Below are 22,908 nucleotides of genomic sequence, written 5' to 3'. Positions count from 1 at the left end.
AATGGATAGTGCGAAGCTTTTAGAAGCAATTATTGATCATGCTATTGATGGAATTATTACGATCGACAATCGGGGATTGATCGAATCTATTAATCCGGCAGCGTCAAGTTTATTTGGTTATTCAGATCATGAAGTTATCGGTAATAATGTTTCGATGTTAATGCCCGAACCGGATCATAGTCGCCATGATAGCTATATCGATAATTATAAAAGAACAGGGCACAAAAAGATAATTGGAATAGGAAGGGAGGTTCTTGGAAGAAAGAAAGATGGAACCACCTTTCCTTTTCGTTTGGCAGTGAGTGAGGTGTGGTATAAAAATAGAAATATTTTTACAGGCTTTATCCATGATCTTACAAGAGAAAAAGCCGCGGAAAACCGATTGAAAAAACATGCTGTCGAGCTTGAACAGAAAGTGAGCGAAAGAACGAAAGATTTGATTATGCTTGTTTCGGAGTTGGAGAAAACAAAGGCTGAAGTTTCGAAATCGCTTGAGAAGGAGAAAGAACTTGGTCAGCTAAAATCGCGATTTGTTTCCATGGCTTCGCATGAATTTAGAACTCCCTTGAGCTCTGTACAGTTATCAGCTTCATTGATCGATAAGTATATTGAAAAACCAGATTTTGCAAGTGTATTGAAACACACCGGTAAAATTAAGAGCTCTGTTCAATTGCTAACAAGCATCTTAAATGATTTTCTATCACTGGAAAAATTGGAAGCAGGTGTTGTTACGGTCAATAAGCAAATGATCAATGTGGTTGGATTAGCAGAAGAAATTACCGAAGAGATGCAATTGATCTGTAAAAAGAATCAACATATTGTTTATCAGCACACAGGTGAGGTTGGACTGTTTATGATGGATTCTAATTTACTTAAAAATACGGTGGTTAATTTGATTTCAAACGCCATAAAATATTCTGGTGAAGATACCTTCATTGAGTTTAATACTATAATCGAGGATAATATTTGCATCATCACAGTCCGTGATAATGGAATAGGAATTCCGGAGGAAGATCAGATCAATCTATTTGAACCGTTTTTTAGAGCTCATAATACAGGTAATATACCAGGTACAGGTCTAGGGTTGAACATTGTAAAACGCTATGTTCATCTTATGGACGGATTATTGGAATACAAATCTGCTATCAACGAAGGAGCTTTTTTTAAGATGATATTTACCCAAAATAAATAATTGTAGGTGGAAAAGAAGACAATATTAATTATAGAGGATAATACAGATATACGGGAAGGAACGACAGAGATTTTGGAGTTAACAGGACGTTATCATGTACTTGCAGCGGAAAATGGCCGTGATGGTGTTGATTTAGCAACAACTCATTTGCCCGATTTGATTCTCTGTGATATTATGATGCCTGAGTTAGATGGCTATGGCGTTTTATATATTCTAAGTAAGAACGAAGAAACGGCACACATACCTTTTATTTTCCTTACGGCTAAAGTTGAACGGTCTGATATGCGAAAAGCAATGGAGCTAGGAGCAGATGATTATTTAACAAAACCTTTTGATGATGTTGAGTTGTTAAATGCCATTGATGTGCGCTTTAAAAAGCGGGGACAGATAGGCGAGGCCATAACAGTTAAAAACTCCTTGTATTTAAGTCCTGAAGAACAAGATTTTTTGTTGAAAGAACTCATTGAAAAATCTCGTGTTAAAGTATTCAAAAAGAAACAAAGTATTTACGAAGAGGGTGATGTACCCGTATTCGTCTATTTTGTGTTGAGTGGACAGGTCCGCAGTTTTCTATGTTATAATGATGGACGGGAGCTTTCGACAGATATTCAGATTGCAGGTACATATATCGGCTATGAAGCGATGCTGTTGAACGAAAATTATTCTGATAATGTTGAAGCTATTGAAAAATCGGAAATAGCACTGATCAGTAAAGAAGACTTTTTTGAATTAATTTATCGCAAACCATTGATTGCAGGTAAATTTATTCAATTGCTATCGGGAAATATTAGAGAGAAAGAAGAGCAATTGTTGGGATTTGCTTATGATACAGTACGTAAACGTATTGCCAATGCATTAATTAGTGTCGCTGAGAAAACGGTGAATACAGCAATTGAAGATGAATGTGTTATTCAAATATCAAGAGAGGGAATCGCAACAATTGCAGGTACTGCAAATGAAACGATCTCACGTGTTTTAGCCGATTTTAGAGAAGAAAATTTAATTGCAAAAGAGAAAAGTGCCATTCGTATTTTCTCAGTTAAAAAACTTCGTAAGGTTAAGCAGTAAGGTCTTTTATTACCACGATATTTTGATCAGAAGGGTCGCATCCAGCAAGGATGCGACCCTTTTTCGTTTTCAGAGCATTTTTAAGCTTAAAAATGTGACGTAGATCACTTTTTAAGCTGATGAACTTCATGTGTAAGTATTTGAAGACTATTTACTTTTGTTCTAGTTCGGATTTAGAATATCAAAAAAGATAGCATGAAAGTAGTTGTTTACAGTATTCAGACCTATGAAAAGGAGTTATTAGCATTAGCTAATGGTAAAATGCATGATTTGACATTAATTTCTAATGGGCTAAATGAAGAAACAAAAGTTTATGCTACAGGGAAAGATGTTGTTGTCATTTCGGCACAGGATATTCTAGAAGCTTCCATGCTCCGGGTGTTAAAAGATATGGGTGTAGGCCGTATTCTGACACGTACTTTAGGGACAGAACACATCGACTTAGTTGAAGCCGGAAAGTTGGATATACAAGTTGCTAATACACCTTATGAGGACCAAAGCCCAAAAGGTATTGCCGAACAGACAATTCGCAATTTGAATTTGTGGGGTGCTGGCAAATGTGTGGGCACTGCTTGTTGTTGTTTAAAAGTATGTCCTGTAAAATTATAATCTCATGAATTCGAACAATGGAATAGATTTGCAGTCTTTAGTACGGAAGTACAATGTTGCAGCCCCTAGATATACGAGTTACCCAACTGTTCCATTTTGGAATAGCGACCAATTCTCTGAGAAGGAATGGTCTAGTCGCGTATATCATACCTATCAAAAATCAAAAAAAGCAGGGATAAGTCTCTATATTCATTTGCCATTCTGTGAAAGTCTGTGCACATATTGTGGTTGCAATACCCGAATTACGAAAAATCATAAAGTTGAAATACCTTATATCGACAGTTTGCTAAAAGAGTGGGGGATGTACACAGCAATATTAAAGGAAGGTGCGCCTTTGATTTCTGAAATTCACCTTGGTGGTGGAACCCCTACCTTTTTTGCTCCAGAGAATTTAGCAAAATTACTGGCGGGTATTTTATCGAAAGCTCAGGTCGCAGACGATGCATCATTTTCTTTCGAAGCACATCCTGGCAATACGACTTATGAACACTTAGCCGATTTGTATCAGTTGGGATTTCGAAGATTAAGCTTGGGAATTCAAGATTTCGATCCGCTTGTGCAGTTTACTATAAATAGAAAGCAGGATGTGGAAGATGTACGTCGCGTTATGCAAGAAGCTCGTGCTATCGGATATACTTCTATTAATTTTGATCTGATTTACGGACTGCCCAAACAAAGTTTGAAAACAATAACAGAAACGATCAAAGAATCGCTGTTGCTTGATCCGGATCGTATTTCTTTTTATAGCTATGCGCACGTGCCATGGTTAAAGCCTGGACAGCGTCATTACACTGAATTAGACTTACCTCAAGGTGAAGAAAAGCTTGCGCTTTATACACTGGGAAAGCAATTTATTCAAGATGCCGGATATAGAGATGTTGGAATGGATCACTTTGCTAAACCTGGCGATGAATTGTTTATTGCATTTCAACAGCAAAGGCTTCATCGCAATTTTATGGGATATGCAGATCGTTATCGTCCCTTATTGATTGGTCTCGGAGTATCTTCTATCAGTGATTCGTGGGATGCTTTTGCACAAAATGTTAAAAGTGTGGAGGAATATCAAAAGATGATTGAAAACAATCAGTTGCCGGTTGTGAAAGGGCATTTACTTGATGACGAAGATCTGATTATAAGACGCAACATTTTAGATCTGATGTGTAAAGGAGAAACAAACTTAGCGGTTGGTTTGTTTGAAAATGAGTCTATTATAAAGCGTTTAGAAAAAATGGTAGAAGAGGGGTTGGTTCTTATTCATGAGGATCGTGTTCTTATAACCCAATTAGGAAGATCTTTTCTACGCAATATCTGTATGGCTTTTGATCTGAAATTACAAAACTCCAAAAACGAAAAAGAATTATTTAGTCAAGCTATTTAAATAATCTGTAATGGTGGATATCAAACAAACTCAAATAGACCAGCATTGTTTTCATTGTGGTGATGCAGTTATCTCCAGTGGCTATCAATTTGATAACCATGATTTCTGCTGTTTAGGCTGCCAAACAGTATACCAGATTTTACATGATAATAATATGCAAAGTTATTATCGCTATAACCAGCATCCAGGAAAATCAAACCTTGATAAAACTGCTGATTTGTCTTATTTGGATGAAGCTATTATTACCGATAAACTGATTGACTATAAAGATGAGCAGATCACGATCATAACATTTTACATTCCTGTAATTCACTGTAGCTCTTGTATCTGGTTATTGGAGAACCTGTATAGAATAAACCCAAATGTACTTGTTTCGAAAGTTGATTTCATGAAAAGACAAGCAAGTATCACATTTAAGCATACGGAATTATCACTCCGTGATCTTGTACAGTTACTGCGAAGTATCGGTTATGAACCAAAGATTACCTTGCAGGATGTGGTTAAGGCGGGCAAAAAAATTAATGCTAATCCATTGATAGCAAAAATAGCGGTAGCAGGTTTTTGTTTTGGAAATTCGATGATGTTGAGCTTCCCTGAATACTTTGGACTGGCAGGTTTTGAAAAAAACTATTCGGTGTTTTTTGGGTATGCAAATCTTTTATTTACACTGCCTGTTTTACTGTATAGTGCTTCAGATTATTTTAAATCGGCATTTTTAAGTATCCGTCAAAAAAGACTGAACTTAGATGTACCATTGGCATTGGGAATATTTATCTTATTTGTACGTACCGCATATGAAGTGATCTCGCAGACCGGGGCTGGCTTTGGGGATACACTTTGTAGTTTGGTCTTTTTTATATTGATTGGGAAATGGGTTCAGGAAAGAACATATTATCACATTTCTTTTGAACGTGATTATAGAAGTTATTTTCCTGTAGCTGTAACAACGATACACGATGAAAAGGAAAAACCGATTCAGCTGGCCGATTTAAAAGTTGGGGATCGGATTTTAGTCCGAAATAATGAAATCATACCAGCAGATGCGGTGTTGCTCCGCGGGGATGCCTGTATAGATTTTAGCTTTGTGACTGGAGAGTCAAAACCTGTGACTAAAACACTAGGCGAAGTGATTTATGCTGGAGGACGTCAAATGGCTGAAGCGATTGAGCTTGAAGTGGTCAAATCGGTTTCGCAGTCTTATTTAACCAAGCTTTGGAATAATGAAAATTTTAAACAATATGATAAACATTTTCAGACATTTATAAGTTATATCAGTAAATATTTTACGGTTGCTTTATTGATTATTGCCCTATCTGCAACAGTTTTTTGGATGATGGACGCAGATACCGATAAAGCTTGGGGTGCATTTACAGCAGTATTGATCATTGCCTGCCCTTGTGCTTTAGCATTGAGTTCTCCATTTACATTGTCTGCAGCTTTAAGTGTATTTGACCGAAACAAATTCTACGTTAAAAATACAGATGCCATTGAGCAGATGGCATCAATTGACACGATAATATTTGATAAAACAGGGACAATCTCGTCACCTACTGTTAATGGAATTGTTTTTGACGGATATTTAACAGAAGAAGAAAAAATATTGGTGTATTCTTCTTGTCGAAATTCAAGTCATCCATTGAGCCGGGAGATTGTAAAATGGTTAGAAGGAGTAGATGCTGTACCGGTTAATCGGTATGAAGAAAAAATTGGAGAAGGGTCAGTAACGCATATTGGCCAATATACAATCAAGATCGGTAGTGCCCGTTTTGTAGATGTGCCTACTAGAGCAGCAGAAGCTTCTTATGTATTTGTTTCTATTAATGGTGAAGTAAAGGGTAGTTTTGCAATGGAACAGTCTTGGCGTGCCGGGCTTTCCGGTATTATTCATGATTTAAAACATTATGATCTTCACTTGATATCGGGCGATAATGATCGAAAAAAAGATTTATTAAAGGAGATTTTTCCTTCAAAAACACGATTGCTGTTTAATCAATCTCCGCAGAATAAATTGGATATTATCAATTTATTCAAAGAGAATGGACATCGTGTCTGTATGGTAGGAGATGGACTTAATGATGCTGGAGCGCTAAAAACTGCCGATCTAGGGATCGCGGTCAGTGATGATATCAATAATTTTTCTCCAGGTTGTGATGCAATCTTGGATGGCGAATCTTTTGATAAATTACCTAAGTTTTTTGCTTTTAGTAAAGATGCAGTCCGTGTTATTCACTTAAGTTTCTGTATCTCTATTTTTTATAACGTGATTGGACTGAGTTTTGCTGTTCAAGGAGAAATGTCTCCCTTATTTGCAGCAATACTGATGCCTATAAGTACGGTAACCATTATATCATTCACCAGTATTTTGACAAGATGGTTTGCAAAAAGAAGGGGATTATAGAAGATTTTTATATTAAAATAGTGTTATGAGTATCATCTTTATGTTGATTGGCTGTAGTGTATTTGTTGCGTTATTGTTTTTAGGTGCTTTTTTTTGGGCTAATAAAACGGGACAAAATGATGATACCTATACGCCTTCTGTTCGAATCCTGTTTGACGATGACGTGGAAGAAATTGAACCGGAACCAGAAGAGAAGAAGCGCTAGGTTTATCTTTGGCTTTTTATAACAGTTCCGTTGTCAGTTATCAGAAGATAATGATAGAGGGGAAATCTTTTTGCTAATAAAATACCTTCTTCTTGACCTAGAACCATAATCGAGGTGCTTAGAGCATTCGCAAACTCAGCAGAAGGGCCGTAGATCGTAACACTGGTCAGTCCAGTAGAAGGATAGCCAGTTTTAGGGTTGATGATATGTGCATATCGTCTGTTGTCAATTTCAGCATACTTCTCATAATTGCCCGATGTCGCAACAGCATTTTCCTGCATTTTTAATATTTTAATCGTTTTATAAGCTTTGAAAGGGTTTTTTATGCCTATTAACCAAGGCTTATTATTTGGTTGAAGCCCCCAGGTCGATAGATCTCCGGATGCATTAACGATGCCAGCTACAACATATTTTTCTTGCATCAAAGCTCTTCCACGATCTGCCGCATAACCTTTTCCAATTGATCCAAAACCTATTTTCATACCCGGGAGTGCTAAGTAAATACTGCAATTGACACTATCTAAGATAATATGCTGATAACCCACTTTTTCAACTGATTTACGAATAGCTTCTTCCGTAGGTAATTCGGTCATACTGCCATCAAATTTCCAGATTTTGTCTAAAGCAACAATACTGATATCAAAAGCTCCATTTGAATTGCGGGAATACGCGATTGCTCTTTTGGTCAGATCAAAAACTTCACGATCTACTTTTACAGGTCTAATACCTGCATTGCGGTTTACTTCCGAAATCTGGGTTTCCGGTCTCCATTCTGAAATCAGATTCTCAATACGTGTAACCTCTGCTATTACAAGATCAATATGATTTCGGGCAGATGCGGTATCCCGGTCTACAATAGTGATTTCAAAGACAGAGCCCATTAAAGTCACTTGCTTTTTTTGTAATACCTGTGCCTGACTAAGCGTTATAATAAATAGGAAGGTGATCGTACAAAGAAGTCTCATGAGCAGTAGTATTGATTTGTCTTTTAATAACAATCGGTTAGAATCTGTTTCTTCTCCTTATAATAAAGCAGTGCTTTACCTTTTTGCGATAGGGTCATTTCTTCAAGGACCTTTTCGACGTCACGTTGCATTTGAAGCGATCCACAGATCATAATGACACCGTCATTCTCTAAATGTTCTATAAATAGTTGTACGTCATGTTTGATTAGATCCATCACATATTGTGCTGTTGATTCTCTTGAATATGCAAACTGATAGGCTGTTAAATGTTTTTTTACAATTTCCTCTTGTGCAAATTGTTGATAGCGCTGTGTGAGTGTATTGTTGTATCTAAAACCAGCATATAAACGAAGAGGTGTTTTTACATTGTTTTGAATCATACCTAAAAAAGGTGCAATTCCTGTTCCGTTTGCAATCATAATAACAGCAGGAGCTTTAGGAAAGTGGAAGTCAGGATTCGTCATCACCCGGGCATCAATATGGTCATTTTCCTTTAATTCATATAGAAAATTTGATCCCAATCCATTGGGATGCAGCTTAACTTCCAGTTGAATCGTTCCATTATTTTCACCAATGGAATAAAAGCGTTCCCTATTATCATGTGCAGGATATATCGCTAAAAGATCGCCCGATTGAAATTTTAACTTTCTGAGAGGTTTAAATAAAACAGTGAATGTCGCGTGATCTTGGCTTGTTTTTTTAACAACCTGAAGTTGCTGCAGATTGGCAACTTTTGACTGGTATAAAGATGGAGCAGTAGCTAGAGCAATGCACGATTTTTCACTCCAGTGATGTACCCAATTTGTAAATTCATGAGCAGATCGATCATTAATTTTATGAAGATCTAAGAAGCGGGTAGCCCATTCTTTGGTCGCAAGAAGTTTATCTATATGTTCTGCGTAGGCACAATAATCTGGGTAAGCTTTCGATCCGAATCCAATTACACTGTATTGGACTGTCTGTTCTTGAGGAAATTTCTCAAGTAGCTCTTCAAAATTTGATGCTCCAGTCGGTGCTGTCCCGATCCCATATGTCGAAGTGAATATTAAAATATGTGTCGCATTTGGATAGTTTTGGTATTGGTTCATCGCTGTTACAAAAGAACGTTTACCATCTGCTAGTAGTTGCTTATGAATCTGATTTGCAAAAAATAAAGTACTGCCATTTTCTGAGCCAACTAAAATAATAAATTCAGCTTCATTGGCTTTATATTTATTTTTAATCTTAGTTTTTGTTCTTCGGAATGTGATGACAAAGCCAGTATAAATAAAGAATACAATGTTTAAAGAAGCAAGACCTAGAATAATAGCCCAAATCACATTTGTTCGGCCTGTATGGATATCGAGACTTAATTTCTCTAGTGCTGCAGTATAAGGATATTTTGTTTCTTTAACGATTTCGCCATTAAACTGATTAACTGTAACAGCACGATCCTTAAATTTGATCGTGTAAAATTCTTCAGGATCATCATCCATGAAAGGAAATTCAATCTTTTCAATTGTACCTAAAGTGTGCTGTTGAAAAATCGCAAATTCCTTTAAATCCTTTTGATTCTCAGTTTGCGTATCCTGATGTTCAAGCTCTTCGTTCGATTTCTTGATCAGTTCCATTCGTGCCATAAATAAATATGTGCCTGATAAAGCAATGATCAAAATAGGAATGAGGAACAATCTTCCACTGACAACATGAAAATATTGAGCAAAAAAATCACGGTTTATTTTAGAAAAGAAATTGCGAAGACCCTGCTGACGTTTAAGGATCAAGATGAGTCCACTAATGGTAATCAATAGCAATATGAAGGAAACCAGGCCGACTAATATACGTCCTGTTTCGTGTAGAAATAAGGAACGGTGTAAGGCGGTTGTCCACTGGATGAACTGGCTTTTGGGTTTGATTTCACCTAATACTTTTCCTGTGGTCGGATTGATATAAGCTTTAATGGTATTACCCTCTTCATCTAAAGCATCTATACTGACAAATTGATTGTGATCGACTGCTATTTCAATGATTTCAGGGTAAACCTTGCGCAAGGCCGTTATGGATTGCGCAAGGGTTATGGTATTGGAATCTTCTACTCGGTATGCTTGTGTTTTTTCGTTAACTGCATCTATCGCCAATATAATTCCTGTTACGGAAAGTATGAGTAAAAATAGGGATGATACGATCGCAAGAGCTAAATGTGCATACCTCCATATGGATAAGGTCATTTTAATTATTGAACTTTACTTAATTTTACAAATTTAATATATCCTTTGCCGCTAGCACGCTCCGCTAATGCTTCTGTTGTCAAGGGAATTTCTACGTCAGTGACATGATACTTTTGTTCTTCAACAGCCGATTCGAAACGTAATTTATAACCTTTGTTCAATTTTGTATCGTCAATTTCTATTGTTCTCATTGCACGGTCACCACCACCAACAGAGGCGCCTGTAATTGCACTAAGTTTGTTGTTGGATTTTGTTTGAAACTTATGCCATTCTTTAAGCGTATTATACCATTGTTTATCCGGGCCTAATACAGAAAGCGTTTTTTCGTAAGCGCCTTTTGGATTGATTAATGATATAATGATATATGCTCCCTCACCCTCATAGCTATTCATTTGAATCATGCACTTGAATTTACTTGATTGTGCAAATGAATTTGAGCTAAATAGTGTAATAAGAAATATAAGTACAGTAAATTTTAAAGAGGTTTTCATGCCGTTATTTTAAGAAATCGATAGATACATTATTTTTTGCTAAAAAGTCATTTTCCTTTGCAATGTCGTAAGCTGTTTCATCAAATGATGTTAGCAGGTCTTTTTTAGCACCGATTGAAATCAATTTTTTAAGAATAGTATCATCTTTTGCTATTAAAGCCGCTTTATGTAAAGCGCTCATGCCATCATTGTCCTGAGCATTAATATCAGTTCCTAAGGCAGCGACTCTTTTAATAAGGTTTATGTTCTCTTTTGCAACAGCTAAGTGTAATAAAGAGCTTTTATTTTTTTGAAGATCAGTGACTGTTAAGCCATTATTCTTTAATAAGGTTAATTTTTCTTCAAAACTATCTCCTTGTGGATTGCGTTGCTGGCCACCTTGTGTTTGAGGATTAGGTTCTGTGTATGAATTTAACCAATAATAAGCAAGATTGTTTCCATCTTTATTCAGCACTTTGATGTCAGCACCATTTTTAAGTAATAAAGCTGCTACTTCTGAAGAGCCATTTGCAATTGCTTTTGTCAATGCAGATTCTCCTTTATCATTTACAGCGTTAATATTTGTTGTTTTTGATAATAGAAGCTCGACCAATTTCGCATCTTTACCGGCAGCTGCGACCATAAGGACGGTATTTCCTTCATTGTCCGCTTTGTTGATCGCAACGTCCTTTGCCAGGAAATAGTTGATTACTTCCATATTGGGTCTACGTACTAATGCATGTAGAATTGTAGCACCATCTTTATTTGTTGCTTTTGGATCTAACTTTAGAGTTTCTACCAAGTATTTATAGGTTTCAATACCATTAGTAACCTGTCTAGATCCTTGAGTAGCGAAGAAAAGAGCATTATTTGTTGGTTTAACGCCTCTTTTTATCAGTTTTTCGATAAGTTCAATATGACCAAGTTTAGCCGCATAGTCGACTGCAGTACGTCCAAAGTTATCCTTATCTGTTAGCGATAACCCTTTCGATACAAAATAATCAGTAATGCTTAAATCATTATCTGATGCGACTGACAATAAAAGTAAGGTCGCCCCATCTTCATATTTTTGCTTTGGATCTACACCTGCTTTGAATAAAGCATCGTAAACAGCTGTGTTTTTGTTTCCTGTTGATGCCGCATAGGCTGCAATAGGAAAGCCATGACTATCTTGATAATTGACGTCGGAACCTTTAGCTATTAAATATTTGACAAGTTCAAGATTTCCTGTAGAAGCAGCCCAATGTAAATAACTGCGGCTATGGTGTGTTTTTTTAGTAACACTATTTCCTTCTTGTTCAATTAGATATTGGATAATATCATTAGGAGCTTTATTTAAAATAGCGGTAGTAACAGGATCGAATGAAGCCGCATTTGGTTTTGAAGGGCTATTTCCTTTTGCGATTTCAGTTTTAACAGTAGCTAAATTTGGCGAACCTTTCCAAAAATCCGCATTCATCAAGGTGTTGTTATTTTGGGCTTTTCCGTATAAAGCCGATAGTAATAAAGCTGCTAGAAAAATCTTTTTCATATTATGATTGGAATATCTTGAGTTTGGAATTTATTTATACTAAATCTAAATAGTAGGCAAATCTATAAAATTTAATTATAGAAAAAAAATATTATTTATTGAAAATTACACTATTTAAAGGCATTGAAGTGATTTTGGTAACAGGACGCTATTAATAATATCTTGTACAATCTCACTTTGTACGTTTAGCTTTTACTTTAGTTTTAAAGTAACTTTTTTATATCAAGGGGAATTGGATCATTAAATGAATTTAATTACTGCCGTTATGCTATTTGTAAGTGAACTAATATCCTCTTATTACTTTTTCACCTGCTAGAAGTTATTTGTATAAACTTCTATGGTGTGTATTTGTATGAATAATTTGTATACTGGGCTATTGGGATAGCGATATTATAAAAGAAGGAAGTATAAGGATACTGACTGTTACGAAAGTGATCATAAAGCACCTCTTTAAACCAATTGAATTTGGAGAAACCTACTATTGTTAGCAGGGTGATACCATGTTATAAGCAAGTAGGGATCTTGTTCGAATATAATAGAGGTATAACAGGGGGATAAGAGGGGGTTTATAGGGGGTTAGTAGAGGTAAAGCTCTATTAACCCCTTATAAAATCCCAGTAATCTCTCTATAAATCCCAGTTTAAGTATTAATCAGGCCCCTATCAGTTCCTGATCAGGTTATAATATGCCTTATTCTGGAGTATCTGTACGGGGGATAGCTGGCTATTGCAAAACAGCAGCACTTCTCAGGATCCCTTTTGTAGTATATACTTTATAGTATAAAGTAAAGATGTCGGCCCTGCGGAAAGCATGAGGAGACATGGATCACCTTATCAGTAATAGTAATAGTAATAGTAATAGTAATAGTAATAGTAATAGTAATAGTAATAGTAATGTAGTATATATAGTGTCGATGATGCCGCTGTACCAATACTCCGATAAGATATAATTTCCACCTGGCCATTTCCTGAAAGCATACTGCATCCATAAAAGACGGCGGAGGACGAACAGTCTCCCTGCATACCCTTTTTTATAGTTCAAAGCCAGGATTGTCCGTTTCTCAGCGCCGAGAACAGATCATAGGTAAATTTATCGGCCAGGTTATAAGCCGTTTACCGGTTCACAGCAAACTATTTCCGGAAAAGATTAGGAAGTGATTATAAAAAGTCGCTATCTTTGCACCACTCCGCAAGGGAGGAACGGCTTATCCGAAAGGATAGGTACTGAAAAAAGAAGGGTTTAATTCAGGTTAAACGCAGAAACAGCAGGAAAACAAAAAAAATAAATTTTCACATTTATTTTGGAGAAACCAAAAAGATTTCTACCTTTGCAGTCCCAACGGAAACGAAGGGAAACAGAATAAGATCGATACCGGCGCAATGCCGACATCATAAAAGCCGAAGCGAGATGCGGAAGCGACAGAAGTTCTTTAAAAATATAATCATGTAACGTAACGAGTAGTGTTGAGAAACGACGAAAGTTAAAAAAATCAACCTGTTCAATTTTAGAATTAGAAATTAAAATACAAGACAATTCTATTTATTATAAATAGTCTTGATCTTACACTTCATTTTACAATGGAGAGTTTGATCCTGGCTCAGGATGAACGCTAGCGGCAGGCCTAATACATGCAAGTCGGACGGGATTCAGGGAGTAGCTTGCTACGAACTGATGAGAGTGGCGCACGGGTGCGTAACGCGTGAGCAACCTACCCATATCAGGGGGATAGCCTCTCGAAAGAGAGATTAACACCGCATAACATCATTTACCGGCATCGGTTTTTGATCAAATATTTATAGGATATGGATGGGCTCGCGTGACATTAGCTAGTTGGAGAGGTAACGGCTCACCAAGGCTACGATGTCTAGGGGCTCTGAGAGGAGAATCCCCCACACTGGTACTGAGACACGGACCAGACTCCTACGGGAGGCAGCAGTAAGGAATATTGGTCAATGGAGGCAACTCTGAACCAGCCATGCCGCGTGCAGGATGACTGCCCTATGGGTTGTAAACTGCTTTTGTCAGGGAATAAACCTTTCTACGTGTAGAAAGCTGAATGTACCTGAAGAATAAGGATCGGCTAACTCCGTGCCAGCAGCCGCGGTAATACGGAGGATCCAAGCGTTATCCGGATTTATTGGGTTTAAAGGGTGCGTAGGCGGTCCTATAAGTCAGTGGTGAAAGACGGCAGCTTAACTGTCGCAGTGCCTTTGATACTGTAGGACTTGAATCTATTTGAAGTGGGCGGAATAAGACAAGTAGCGGTGAAATGCATAGATATGTCTTAGAACTCCGATTGCGAAGGCAGCTCACTAAGTTAGTATTGACGCTGATGCACGAAAGCGTGGGGATCAAACAGGATTAGATACCCTGGTAGTCCACGCCCTAAACGATGATAACTCGATGTTTGCGATACACAGTAAGCGTCCAAGCGAAAGCGTTAAGTTATCCACCTGGGGAGTACGGTCGCAAGATTGAAACTCAAAGGAATTGACGGGGGCCCGCACAAGCGGAGGAGCATGTGGTTTAATTCGATGATACGCGAGGAACCTTACCCGGGCTTGAAAGTTAGTGAATGATCCAGAGACGGATCAGTCCTTCGGGACACGAAACTAGGTGCTGCATGGCTGTCGTCAGCTCGTGCCGTGAGGTGTTGGGTTAAGTCCCGCAACGAGCGCAACCCCTATGTTTAGTTGCCAGCATGTAATGATGGGGACTCTAAACAGACTGCCAGCGTAAGCTGTGAGGAAGGTGGGGACGACGTCAAGTCATCATGGCCCTTACGTCCGGGGCTACACACGTGCTACAATGGACGGTACAGCGGGCAGCTACATAGCAATATGATGCTAATCTCTAAAAGCCGTTCACAGTTCGGATTGAGGTCTGCAACTCGACCTCATGAAGTTGGATTCGCTAGTAATCGCGTATCAGCAATGACGCGGTGAATACGTTCCCGGGCCTTGTACACACCGCCCGTCAAGCCATGAAAGTTGGGGGTACCTAAAGCATGTAACCGCAAGGAGCGTGTTAGGGTAAAACCGATAATTGGGGCTAAGTCGTAACAAGGTAGCCGTACCGGAAGGTGCGGCTGGAATACCTCCTTTCTAGAGCATTCGGAATTGAAGCTCGTTACGGATACACATGATTTATATAAGAAACAGAAACATTTGAAGAAATGTGCCCATCCCTGAAAATGGACGGTCCAGAGAGATAGAATGATAAGCTAGTCCCGTAGCTCAGTTGGTTAGAGCACTACACTGATAATGTAGGGGTCAGCAGTTCAAATCTGCTCGGGACTACCATAAATAATACGGGGAATTAGCTCAGCTGGCTAGAGCACCTGCCTTGCACGCAGGGGGTCATCGGTTCGACTCCGATATTCTCCACATGTATGCCCGGACACTAAGATATTGTGTTCACGATAAGGCTACAAAGAGTTCTTTGACATATTGAAAGAAAAAAAATTACAAGAGAAGACAACAGTAGAGACAATACTGTGATGTGCTCGATGTATTATGAAGACCCTCGGTCAAGGCCGAACGGATTAATGCGTAGCATCACGGTTATATATCAAAAAGCAACCCATAGTAGCAAAAGGGCTATGAGGTGAAGAAAGTAAATAAGGGCACACGGGGGATGCCTAGGCTCTCAGAGGCGATGAAGGACGTGATAAGCTGCGATAAGCTTCGGGGATTAGCAAATGTGAGTTTGATCCGAAGATTTCCGAATGGGGCAACCTAGCATACTGAAGGTATGTTGTAAAATACGCGAACGCGCTGAACTGAAACATCTAAGTAGGCGTAGGAGAAGAAAATAATAATGATTTCCCAAGTAGTGGCGAGCGAACGGGAAAGAGCCCAAACCAATAATGTTACGGCATTTTTGGGGTTGTAGGGCTGCGATATGGCATTAGCAAACAGAAGTGGAATGGGATGGGAAGCCCAGCGATACACGGTGATAGCCCTGTACACGTATAGAATGCTAGCCTAGCAGTACCCTGAGTACCGCGGGGTCGGAGACGCCCTGTGGGAATCTGTCAGCACCATCTGATAAGGCTAAATACTCCTGAGAGACCGATAGTGAACTAGTACCGTGAGGGAAAGGTGAAAAGAACCTCGAACAGAGGAGTGAAAAGAACCTGAAACCGTGTGCTTACAAGCGGTCGGAGCTGGCAGGTCCAGTGACGGCGTGCCTTTTGCATAATGAGCCTACGAGTTACTCTTGTCTGGCAAGGTTAAGTGGTTCAGCCACGCAGCCGAAGCGAAAGCGAGTCTTAATAGGGCGCATAGTCAGATGAGGTAGACGCGAAACCTTGTGATCTACCCTTGGGCAGGTTGAAGTTGCAGTAACATGTAATGGAGGACCGAACCGATAAACGTTGAAAAGTTTCCGGATGACCTGAGGGTAGGGGTGAAAGGCTAATCAAACTGGGAAATAGCTCGTACTCCCCGAAATGTTTTTAGGAACAGCGTCGGCATGGAGTCTTATAGAGGTAGAGCTACCGATTGGGTGCGGGGGAGTCAAATCCTACCAAATCCAGACGAACTCCGAATGCTATAAGATATGGCCGGCAGTGAGGCTTTGGGTGCTAAGGTCCAAGGCCGAGAGGGAAAGAACCCAGACCATCAGCTAAGGTCCCTAAATATACGCTAAGTTGAACTAACGAGGTCCGACTGCACAGACAGCTAGGATGTTGGCTTGGAAGCAGCCATTCATTTAAAGAGTGCGTAACAGCTCACTAGTCGAGCGGTCGGGCGTGGATAATAAACGGGCATCAAGTGTATTACCGAAGCTATGGATTCATGCATTATGTGCATGTCTGGTAGGGGAGCATTCTATTTACGGAGAAGCGGTCTGGTAATGGGCCGTGGAGTTGATAGAAAAGCAAATGTAGGCATAAGTAACGATAAGGCGGGTGAGAAACCCGCCCACCGAAAGACTAAGGTTTCCTGATCAACGCTAATCGGATCAGGGTTAGTCGGGGCCTAAGGCGCATCCGAAGGGAGTAAGCCGATGGACAACTGGTTAATATTCCAGTACTTTTTATAACTGCGATGTGGTGACGGAGTAGTGACACTGCCGCGAACTGACGGAATAGTTCGTTAAAAGGCGTAGGTATAGGGACGGTAGGCAAATCCGCCGACCCTGCTGAAACCCAATAGTACAGCAAAGCTTCGGCGGCGCTGATAGAGCAGGTAAACAGACTTCCAAGAAAACCCGCTAAGCTTCAGGTTATAAAAACCCGTACCGTAAACCGACACAGGTAGTCGAGGAGAGAATCCTAAGGTGCTCGAGTGAATCATGGCTAAGGAACTCGGCAAAATGGCCCTGTAACTTCGGGAGAAGGGGCGCTTCCTCCAGCGATGGAGAAGCCGCAGTGAAAAGGCCCAGGCGACTGTTTAACAAAAACATATGGCTTTGCAAAATCGAAAGATGAAGTATAAGGCCTGACACCTGCCCGGTGCTGGAAGGTTAAGAGGGGATGTCATCGCAAGAGAAGCATTGAATCGAAGCCCCAGTAAACGGCGGCCGTAACTATAACGGTCCTAAGGTAGCGAAATTCCTTGTCGGGTAAGTTCCGACCTGCACGAATGGTGTAACGATCTGGGCGCTGTCTCAGCCATGAGCTCGGTGAAATTGTGGTATCGGTGAAGACGCCGATTACCCGCAACGGGACGGAAAGACCCCATGCACCTTCACTATAGCTTAACATTGAAATTGGGTACAGGATGTGTAGGATAGGCGGGAGATGTTGAAGTGGCTTCGCCAGGAGTCATGGAATCAACCTTGAAATACCGCCCTTTCTGTATTCGGTTTCTAACTCGATCATGTCGAGGACATTGTTTGGTGGGTAGTTTGACTGGGGTGGTCGCCTCCAAAAAGGTAACGGAGGCTTTCAAAGGTAAGCTCAGTACGCTTGGTAACCGTACGAGGAGTGCAATGGCATAAGCTTGCTTGACTGTGAGACCAACAAGTCGAACAGGGTCGAAAGACGGACATAGTGATCCGGTGGTTCTGTATGGAAGGGCCATCGCTCAAAGGATAAAAGGTACGCTGGGGATAACAGGCTGATCTCCCCCAAGAGCTCATATCGACGGGGAGGTTTGGCACCTCGATGTCGGCTCGTCACATCCTGGGGCTGGAGAAGGTCCCAAGGGTTGGGCTGTTCGCCCATTAAAGTGGCACGCGAGCTGGGTTCAGAACGTCGCGAGACAGTTCGGTCCCTATCTGTTGTGGGCGTTGGAAGTTTGAGTGGATCTGTCCTTAGTACGAGAGGACCGGGATGGACTGACCGCTGGTAAACCAGTTATGCCGCCAGGTGTACGGCTGGGTAGCTACGTCGGGAATAGATAAGCGCTGAAAGCATCTAAGTGCGAAACTAGCCACGAGATGAGACTTCCTTATAGGGCCGTAGTAGACTACTACGTTGATAGGTTGCAGGTGTAAAGGTAGAAATACCATAGCTGAGCAATACTAATCACCCGAAGCTTTCTCAAGCAACGCAGACACTGTTGTCTTCCTCTTTTAGTTTTTCTTTCAATTGTCTATAGATAATGCTTTTTATAGAGCATATATCACATAAAAACATTTTAGGTGCCTATATCGGCGGTGTCTACCTCTTCCCATTCCGAACAGAGAAGTCAAGCCCGCCAGAGCCGATGGTATTGCCGTAACAGGTGGGAGAGTAGGTCGGTGCCTTTTTTTATACAGAAGCCTTTGCTATACAGCAGAGGCTTTTTTGTGTTTATACCTTTTTTATGCTGAGAGCATAGCTATTCCTGTTCTTTCGGTAACTTTATATGACACCGCACTTTTTCATTGATTATTGCATAAATATTATCTGTTGCTCAGTTATTGGATTTTTCATTTCTGCTATGGCCTATTAGCTGCTTTGTATTAGGTTCAGTACTTTTTGTCCATATTGACACTTGTTGGTCATGATATTGAGTCCCTAGTTTATAATAATTGTGATCTATTGCAATACTCTTAAATCTAGTTTATCTCACGTTATAAGAATACAGGTATTAATCCATTTCTTCTTTTTTATTATAGATCGGTAATCTTCGACGTCTACTTATATAAACACTTTCCTTACTTTACAAAATAGTGTACAGTATTTATATTAAATCGCTGTAAAAGATATTATATTTTTTAAAAATTTGGATATGGCCACTCATTCAGTTTGCTTATTTATCAACATTATTTTATTAAACTAATTGTTTGAAATATGCAAAACTGGTCTGTCATTACTATTTCATTAATAAGAGAAGTGGTTTTTGCTTATGAGGCTATCCTAATTGTATCTTTGATATTTTTTAATGTGTTGATAATTATAGGTAAATATGGTGTAGTAATTGATGCATTTTTATAGTAAAGAGCAATTCCTGTTATTTGACCTAATGAAACAAGTATTGTGATGACAGCCATTTTTGCCATAAACTCTTTATTATTAGTGATTTTTTTCAAACCAACTCCACCTATTTTTTATACCAAATAACCATACAAACTGCATTACTATTTGTAAAAAGTAGTTGAAACTCATCATTTATGTTAAAACATTATTAATGTGATATAAATGTGTGACGAATGTTATTTTTTTTGGTTATCGCCATCATTCTAATGTCATAAAACAAGCTCTACTTTTGGTAAGGAAATCAATATTATAAGTATGCAGTTAGAGCAGTTTAATTATGACAATAAGATTGTCAGAAATTTCGGTATCGCTACCATTATTTGGGGGATAGTTGGTATGTCCATTGGACTACTTGTAGCTACTCAACTGGTGTGGCCTGCGATGAATTTTGGGATTCAATTTTCCACTTTTGGTCGGATCAGACCTGTACATACAAATGCAATAATCTTTGCATTTGTCGGAAATGCAATTTTTATGGGTGTTTATTATTCGCTACAACGTGTTTTACGAGCGCGGATGTTCAGTGATATGCTCAGTAAAATTCATTTTTGGGGTTGGCAATTGGTGATTGTTGCGTCAGCAATTACATTACCACTTGGATTGACGACAAGCCATGAATATGCTGAGATGGAGTGGCCCATTGACCTTGGTATCACCTTAATTTGGGTGGTCTTTGGTATTAATATGTTTGGAACAATTATAAAACGTAGAGAGCGACATATGTATGTAGCAGTTTGGTTTTATATTGCAACGTTTGTTACCGTAGCAGTTCTCCATATTGTAAATTCTGTTCAATTACCGGTATCAGGTTGGAAAAGTTACTATGTTTACTCTGGTGTACAAGATGCTTTAGTACAATGGTGGTATGGTCATAATGCAGTTGCATTTTTCTTAACTACACCATTTTTAGGTATGATGTATTATTTCTTACCTAAAATGGCAAATCGCCCGGTATATTCTTATAAATTGAGTATTCTTCACTTCTGGTCATTGATCTTCATATATATCTGGGCTGGCCCACATCACTTACTTTATACTGCTCTTCCAGGATGGGTTCAATCATTGGGTGTTGCATTTTCAATTATGTTAATTGCTCCAAGCTGGGGTGGTATGATCAATGGTCTGCTTACGCTACGTGGTGCATGGGATAAAGTACGAACAGAACCTGTGTTGAAATTTATGGTTGTTGCCTTGACTTGTTATGGTATGGCGACATTTGAAGGACCAATGCTATCGCTGAAACAAGTAAACGCAATTGCCCATTTTACGGATTGGATAGTGGCTCACGTACACGTTGGTGCTCTAGGATGGAATGGCTTTATGACTTTCGCGATTCTTTATTGGTTGATTCCTCGCATTTATAGAACTGAATTGTACTCTAAAAAAATGGCATCTGCTCACTTTTGGATCGGTACATTAGGAATTTTATTTTATGCAATTCCGATGTATTGGGCAGCTGTTGTGCAAGGGTTAATGTGGAAAGAATTTACACCAGAAGGTGTTTTGAAATATCCTAACTTCCTTGCGACTACGTTGGAAATTATTCCAATGCATATGATGCGTGCTGTCGGTGGTGCTCTTTATTTAAGTGGTGCTATTTTGATGACATACAATTTGGTAAAAACAATGCGTCAAGGTAAGTTATTGGCTAATGAGCCCGCGCAAGCACCTGCATTATTGCCTGTAACGACCAATGAGCAATCTACACATAGACGTTTAGAACGTAAACCTATTATGTTTATGGTGCTGGCGTTAATTGCTATTTTGATCGGTGGAATCGTGGAAATGATTCCAACATTTACAATATCTTCTAATATTCCAACAATTGCAAGTGTTAAGCCATATACTGCATTGGAATTACAAGGACGTGATCTGTATATCCGTGAAGGCTGTGTGAATTGTCATACGCAATCGATACGTCCTTTCCGCTCGGAGACTGCACGCTACGGGGAATATAGTAAAGCCGGTGAATATGTGTATGATCATCCATTCTTATGGGGCTCTAAACGAACAGGTCCTGACTTGCATCGTATAGGCGGGAAGTATCCTAATAAGTGGCATTTTGACCATTTACTCGATCCTACAATAACATCTCCTGGTAGTATTATGCCTACGTATCCTTGGCTAATTGATCAAGAATTGGATAATTCTTTATTGACCGCAAAATTGGAAGCAATGAAAACATTGGGTGTCCCTTATACGGATCAGGACATAGCACAAGCACAGGCTTCTTTGGATAAGCAAGCGCAAGAGATTGCGGCGGATTTGAAAAAGAACCAAGTTCATGTTTTACCAAACCGTGAAATCATAGCCATGATTGCTTATCTACAGCGATTGGGTACGGATATTAAAGCTGAACCAAAAGCTAAGGAAATAGTTGATGAACTAAATTAAAATAGAAGATTATGTTCAAACAAATAACAAATTTAAATGGTAGCGAGCTGTATTTGATCGCTTCATTATGGATATTTTTAGTATTCTTCATTATCGTAGGAATTATGTTGTTCAGAATGAATAAAGAACATATTACCTATATGAAGGAGCTTCCATTTCAAGAGGATGATATTAACAAAGGTGAATCATCAGATAGTCTATAAATATGAGTTTATTTTTAAATACAACAGTTGTAAATGCAGAAACTTGGAGCATAAGTTCTGGTAATATATATCAGAATATTTTAATCATTGTACTCATTGTAGTCATGCTTGCTTTATTGGCTTCGGCATTGATGGTGAACAAGGCGATACGCTCAATTTTGCGTATCACGATGCCTGAGATTTTAAAAGAGGAGCAAGTTACTAAAATTAGAAAAAAAGAGTCACGTAAGGCTTCCTGGAATAAATTGCTAGGGTTACGTCCTATTTCGGAAGAGAAGGATTTAATCATTGATCACGAATATGACGGTATTAAGGAATTAGATAATCCAATTCCAATTTGGTTCAATGCTTTATTCTATTCGACAATGACTTTTGCGGTTGTTTATATCTTAATTTATCATGTTTTTGGCTGGGGTCTAAATCAAAATCAAGAATATGCTCAGGAGATGGAGAAGGCTGAAATCGCAAAACAAGAATACCTAGCGCAAGCGGCTAATTTGATCGATGAATCCAGTGTGGTATACGATGAATCAAAAGTTGCAGCCGGTCATGCTGTTTTTCAAGCAAATTGTGTTGCTTGTCATGGTGGAGCTGGTGAAGGGGGAATAGGTCCTAATTTGGCTGATAGATTCTGGTTACATGGTGGGGAGATCAAGGATATTTTTAAAACGGTTAAGTATGGTGTTCCTGATAAGGGGATGGTGCCTTGGGAACAGACTTTGACTCCGGGACAGATTGCGGAGGTGAGTAGCTACATTATTTCGATCCGTGATACTAAGCCTGCAAATCCTAAAGAACCTCAAGGTACTGAGGTTACATACGCAACGGCTGATGCTAAAGCAACAATCGCCGATTCTACAAAAGTTCAATAAAA

Annotated in this window: 14 protein-coding genes, 2 tRNA genes and 3 rRNA genes; 14 read left to right on the top strand and 5 right to left on the bottom strand. The window is 39.2% G+C overall.

Going from position 1 to position 22,908, the window contains the following annotated elements; genetic code table 11:
* Position 1: 1 nt before the first annotated feature.
* The 6 genes from M2265_RS11385 (at position 2) to ccoS (ending at position 6,850) form a co-directional block, all read left to right on the top strand.
* Positions 2-1,192 carry a PAS domain-containing sensor histidine kinase gene (locus M2265_RS11385; RefSeq protein WP_132772300.1) on the top strand — a complete coding sequence of 397 codons (1,191 nt, stop codon included), beginning with the start codon at positions 2-4 and terminating at the stop codon, positions 1,190-1,192.
* Between the two features lie 6 nt (positions 1,193-1,198).
* Positions 1,199-2,260 (top strand): response regulator, encoded by a 1,062-nt coding sequence (locus tag M2265_RS11380; protein ID WP_132772302.1) that lies wholly within the window; start codon positions 1,199-1,201, stop codon positions 2,258-2,260.
* 195 nt (positions 2,261-2,455) lie between these two features.
* Positions 2,456-2,869 carry a hypothetical protein gene (locus M2265_RS11375; protein ID WP_021190230.1) on the top strand — a complete coding sequence of 138 codons (414 nt, stop codon included), beginning with the start codon at positions 2,456-2,458 and terminating at the stop codon, positions 2,867-2,869.
* A gap of 4 nt (positions 2,870-2,873) precedes the next feature.
* Positions 2,874-4,247 (top strand): oxygen-independent coproporphyrinogen III oxidase, encoded by a 1,374-nt coding sequence (gene hemN / locus M2265_RS11370; RefSeq protein WP_132772303.1) that lies wholly within the window; start codon positions 2,874-2,876, stop codon positions 4,245-4,247.
* Positions 4,248-4,257: 10 nt separating this feature from the next.
* Complete coding sequence (locus M2265_RS11365) at positions 4,258-6,645, top strand: heavy metal translocating P-type ATPase (protein ID WP_132772305.1); 2,388 nt, start codon at positions 4,258-4,260, stop codon at positions 6,643-6,645.
* A 25-nt stretch (positions 6,646-6,670) separates the two neighbouring features.
* A complete protein-coding gene (gene ccoS, locus M2265_RS11360) occupies positions 6,671-6,850 on the top strand; it encodes a cbb3-type cytochrome oxidase assembly protein CcoS (protein WP_132772306.1) in 180 nt (59 codons plus the stop codon).
* A gap of 2 nt (positions 6,851-6,852) precedes the next feature.
* On the opposite strand, the gene M2265_RS11355 is transcribed toward ccoS, so the two are convergent.
* The 4 genes from M2265_RS11355 to M2265_RS11340 all read right to left on the bottom strand — a co-directional run bounded on the left by M2265_RS11355 (position 6,853) and on the right by M2265_RS11340 (position 12,023).
* Entirely contained in the window at positions 6,853-7,815 is a 963-nt protein-coding gene (locus M2265_RS11355; protein ID WP_132772308.1) for an FAD:protein FMN transferase, read from the bottom strand.
* Between the two features lie 23 nt (positions 7,816-7,838).
* Complete coding sequence (locus M2265_RS11350; protein ID WP_132772310.1) at positions 7,839-10,022, bottom strand: PepSY domain-containing protein; 2,184 nt, start codon at positions 10,020-10,022, stop codon at positions 7,839-7,841.
* Positions 10,023-10,027: 5 nt separating this feature from the next.
* Entirely contained in the window at positions 10,028-10,423 is a 396-nt protein-coding gene (locus M2265_RS11345) for a DUF2271 domain-containing protein (protein WP_021190236.1), read from the bottom strand.
* A gap of 94 nt (positions 10,424-10,517) precedes the next feature.
* Positions 10,518-12,023: an ankyrin repeat domain-containing protein gene (locus M2265_RS11340; RefSeq protein WP_132772312.1), complete on the bottom strand. Its 1,506-nt coding sequence runs from the start codon at positions 12,021-12,023 to the stop codon at positions 10,518-10,520.
* Between the two features lie 1,574 nt (positions 12,024-13,597).
* On the opposite strand from M2265_RS11340, the gene M2265_RS11335 reads away from it, so the two are divergent.
* The 5 genes from M2265_RS11335 to rrf all read left to right on the top strand — a co-directional run bounded on the left by M2265_RS11335 (position 13,598) and on the right by rrf (position 18,725).
* A 16S ribosomal RNA gene (locus M2265_RS11335) occupies positions 13,598-15,127 on the top strand.
* Positions 15,128-15,248: 121 nt separating this feature from the next.
* Positions 15,249-15,325, top strand: a tRNA-Ile gene (locus M2265_RS11330).
* A gap of 10 nt (positions 15,326-15,335) precedes the next feature.
* Positions 15,336-15,409 (top strand) — tRNA-Ala (locus tag M2265_RS11325).
* 223 nt (positions 15,410-15,632) lie between these two features.
* A 23S ribosomal RNA gene (locus M2265_RS11320) occupies positions 15,633-18,520 on the top strand.
* A gap of 93 nt (positions 18,521-18,613) precedes the next feature.
* A 5S ribosomal RNA gene (gene rrf / locus M2265_RS11315) occupies positions 18,614-18,725 on the top strand.
* The 16S, 23S and 5S rRNA genes sit together here with 2 tRNA genes alongside, the layout of an rRNA operon.
* A gap of 579 nt (positions 18,726-19,304) precedes the next feature.
* Here rrf and M2265_RS11310 read toward each other — a convergent pair.
* Entirely contained in the window at positions 19,305-19,490 is a 186-nt protein-coding gene (locus M2265_RS11310) for a hypothetical protein (protein ID WP_132772071.1), read from the bottom strand.
* A 202-nt stretch (positions 19,491-19,692) separates the two neighbouring features.
* Here M2265_RS11310 and ccoN point away from each other — a divergent pair, with 202 nt between their 5' ends.
* The 3 genes from ccoN to M2265_RS11295 are packed head-to-tail and all read left to right on the top strand — an operon-like array spanning position 19,693 to position 22,906.
* Complete coding sequence (gene ccoN / locus M2265_RS11305) at positions 19,693-21,831, top strand: cytochrome-c oxidase, cbb3-type subunit I (RefSeq protein ID WP_132772070.1); 2,139 nt, start codon at positions 19,693-19,695, stop codon at positions 21,829-21,831.
* A gap of 11 nt (positions 21,832-21,842) precedes the next feature.
* Positions 21,843-22,034 carry a hypothetical protein gene (locus tag M2265_RS11300; RefSeq protein ID WP_021188306.1) on the top strand — a complete coding sequence of 64 codons (192 nt, stop codon included), beginning with the start codon at positions 21,843-21,845 and terminating at the stop codon, positions 22,032-22,034.
* Between the two features lie 2 nt (positions 22,035-22,036).
* Positions 22,037-22,906 carry a cbb3-type cytochrome c oxidase N-terminal domain-containing protein gene (locus M2265_RS11295; RefSeq protein ID WP_132772069.1) on the top strand — a complete coding sequence of 290 codons (870 nt, stop codon included), beginning with the start codon at positions 22,037-22,039 and terminating at the stop codon, positions 22,904-22,906.
* Positions 22,907-22,908 lie beyond the last annotated feature (2 nt).

This window comes from Sphingobacterium kitahiroshimense, assembly GCF_025961315.1.
Taxonomy (GTDB): Bacteria; Bacteroidota; Bacteroidia; order Sphingobacteriales; family Sphingobacteriaceae; genus Sphingobacterium; species Sphingobacterium anhuiense.
The sequence above is the reverse complement of the archived record's forward strand: the minus strand, read 5'-3'. Positions and strand labels throughout refer to the sequence as shown.

Coding starts and splice junctions, on each gene's coding strand:
- M2265_RS11385 (WP_132772300.1), top strand. CDS start 2: ATGGATAGTGCGAAGCTTTTAGAAGCAATTATTGATCATGCTATTGAT.
- M2265_RS11375 (WP_021190230.1), top strand. CDS start 2,456: ATGAAAGTAGTTGTTTACAGTATTCAGACCTATGAAAAGGAGTTATTA.
- hemN (WP_132772303.1), top strand. CDS start 2,874: ATGAATTCGAACAATGGAATAGATTTGCAGTCTTTAGTACGGAAGTAC.
- M2265_RS11365 (WP_132772305.1), top strand. CDS start 4,258: ATGGTGGATATCAAACAAACTCAAATAGACCAGCATTGTTTTCATTGT.
- ccoS (WP_132772306.1), top strand. CDS start 6,671: ATGAGTATCATCTTTATGTTGATTGGCTGTAGTGTATTTGTTGCGTTA.
- M2265_RS11355 (WP_132772308.1), bottom strand. CDS start 7,815: ATGAGACTTCTTTGTACGATCACCTTCCTATTTATTATAACGCTTAGT.
- M2265_RS11350 (WP_132772310.1), bottom strand. CDS start 10,022: ATGACCTTATCCATATGGAGGTATGCACATTTAGCTCTTGCGATCGTA.
- M2265_RS11345 (WP_021190236.1), bottom strand. CDS start 10,423: ATGATTCAAATGAATAGCTATGAGGGTGAGGGAGCATATATCATTATA.
- M2265_RS11340 (WP_132772312.1), bottom strand. CDS start 12,023: ATGAAAAAGATTTTTCTAGCAGCTTTATTACTATCGGCTTTATACGGA.
- ccoN (WP_132772070.1), top strand. CDS start 19,693: ATGCAGTTAGAGCAGTTTAATTATGACAATAAGATTGTCAGAAATTTC.
- M2265_RS11300 (WP_021188306.1), top strand. CDS start 21,843: ATGTTCAAACAAATAACAAATTTAAATGGTAGCGAGCTGTATTTGATC.
- M2265_RS11295 (WP_132772069.1), top strand. CDS start 22,037: ATGAGTTTATTTTTAAATACAACAGTTGTAAATGCAGAAACTTGGAGC.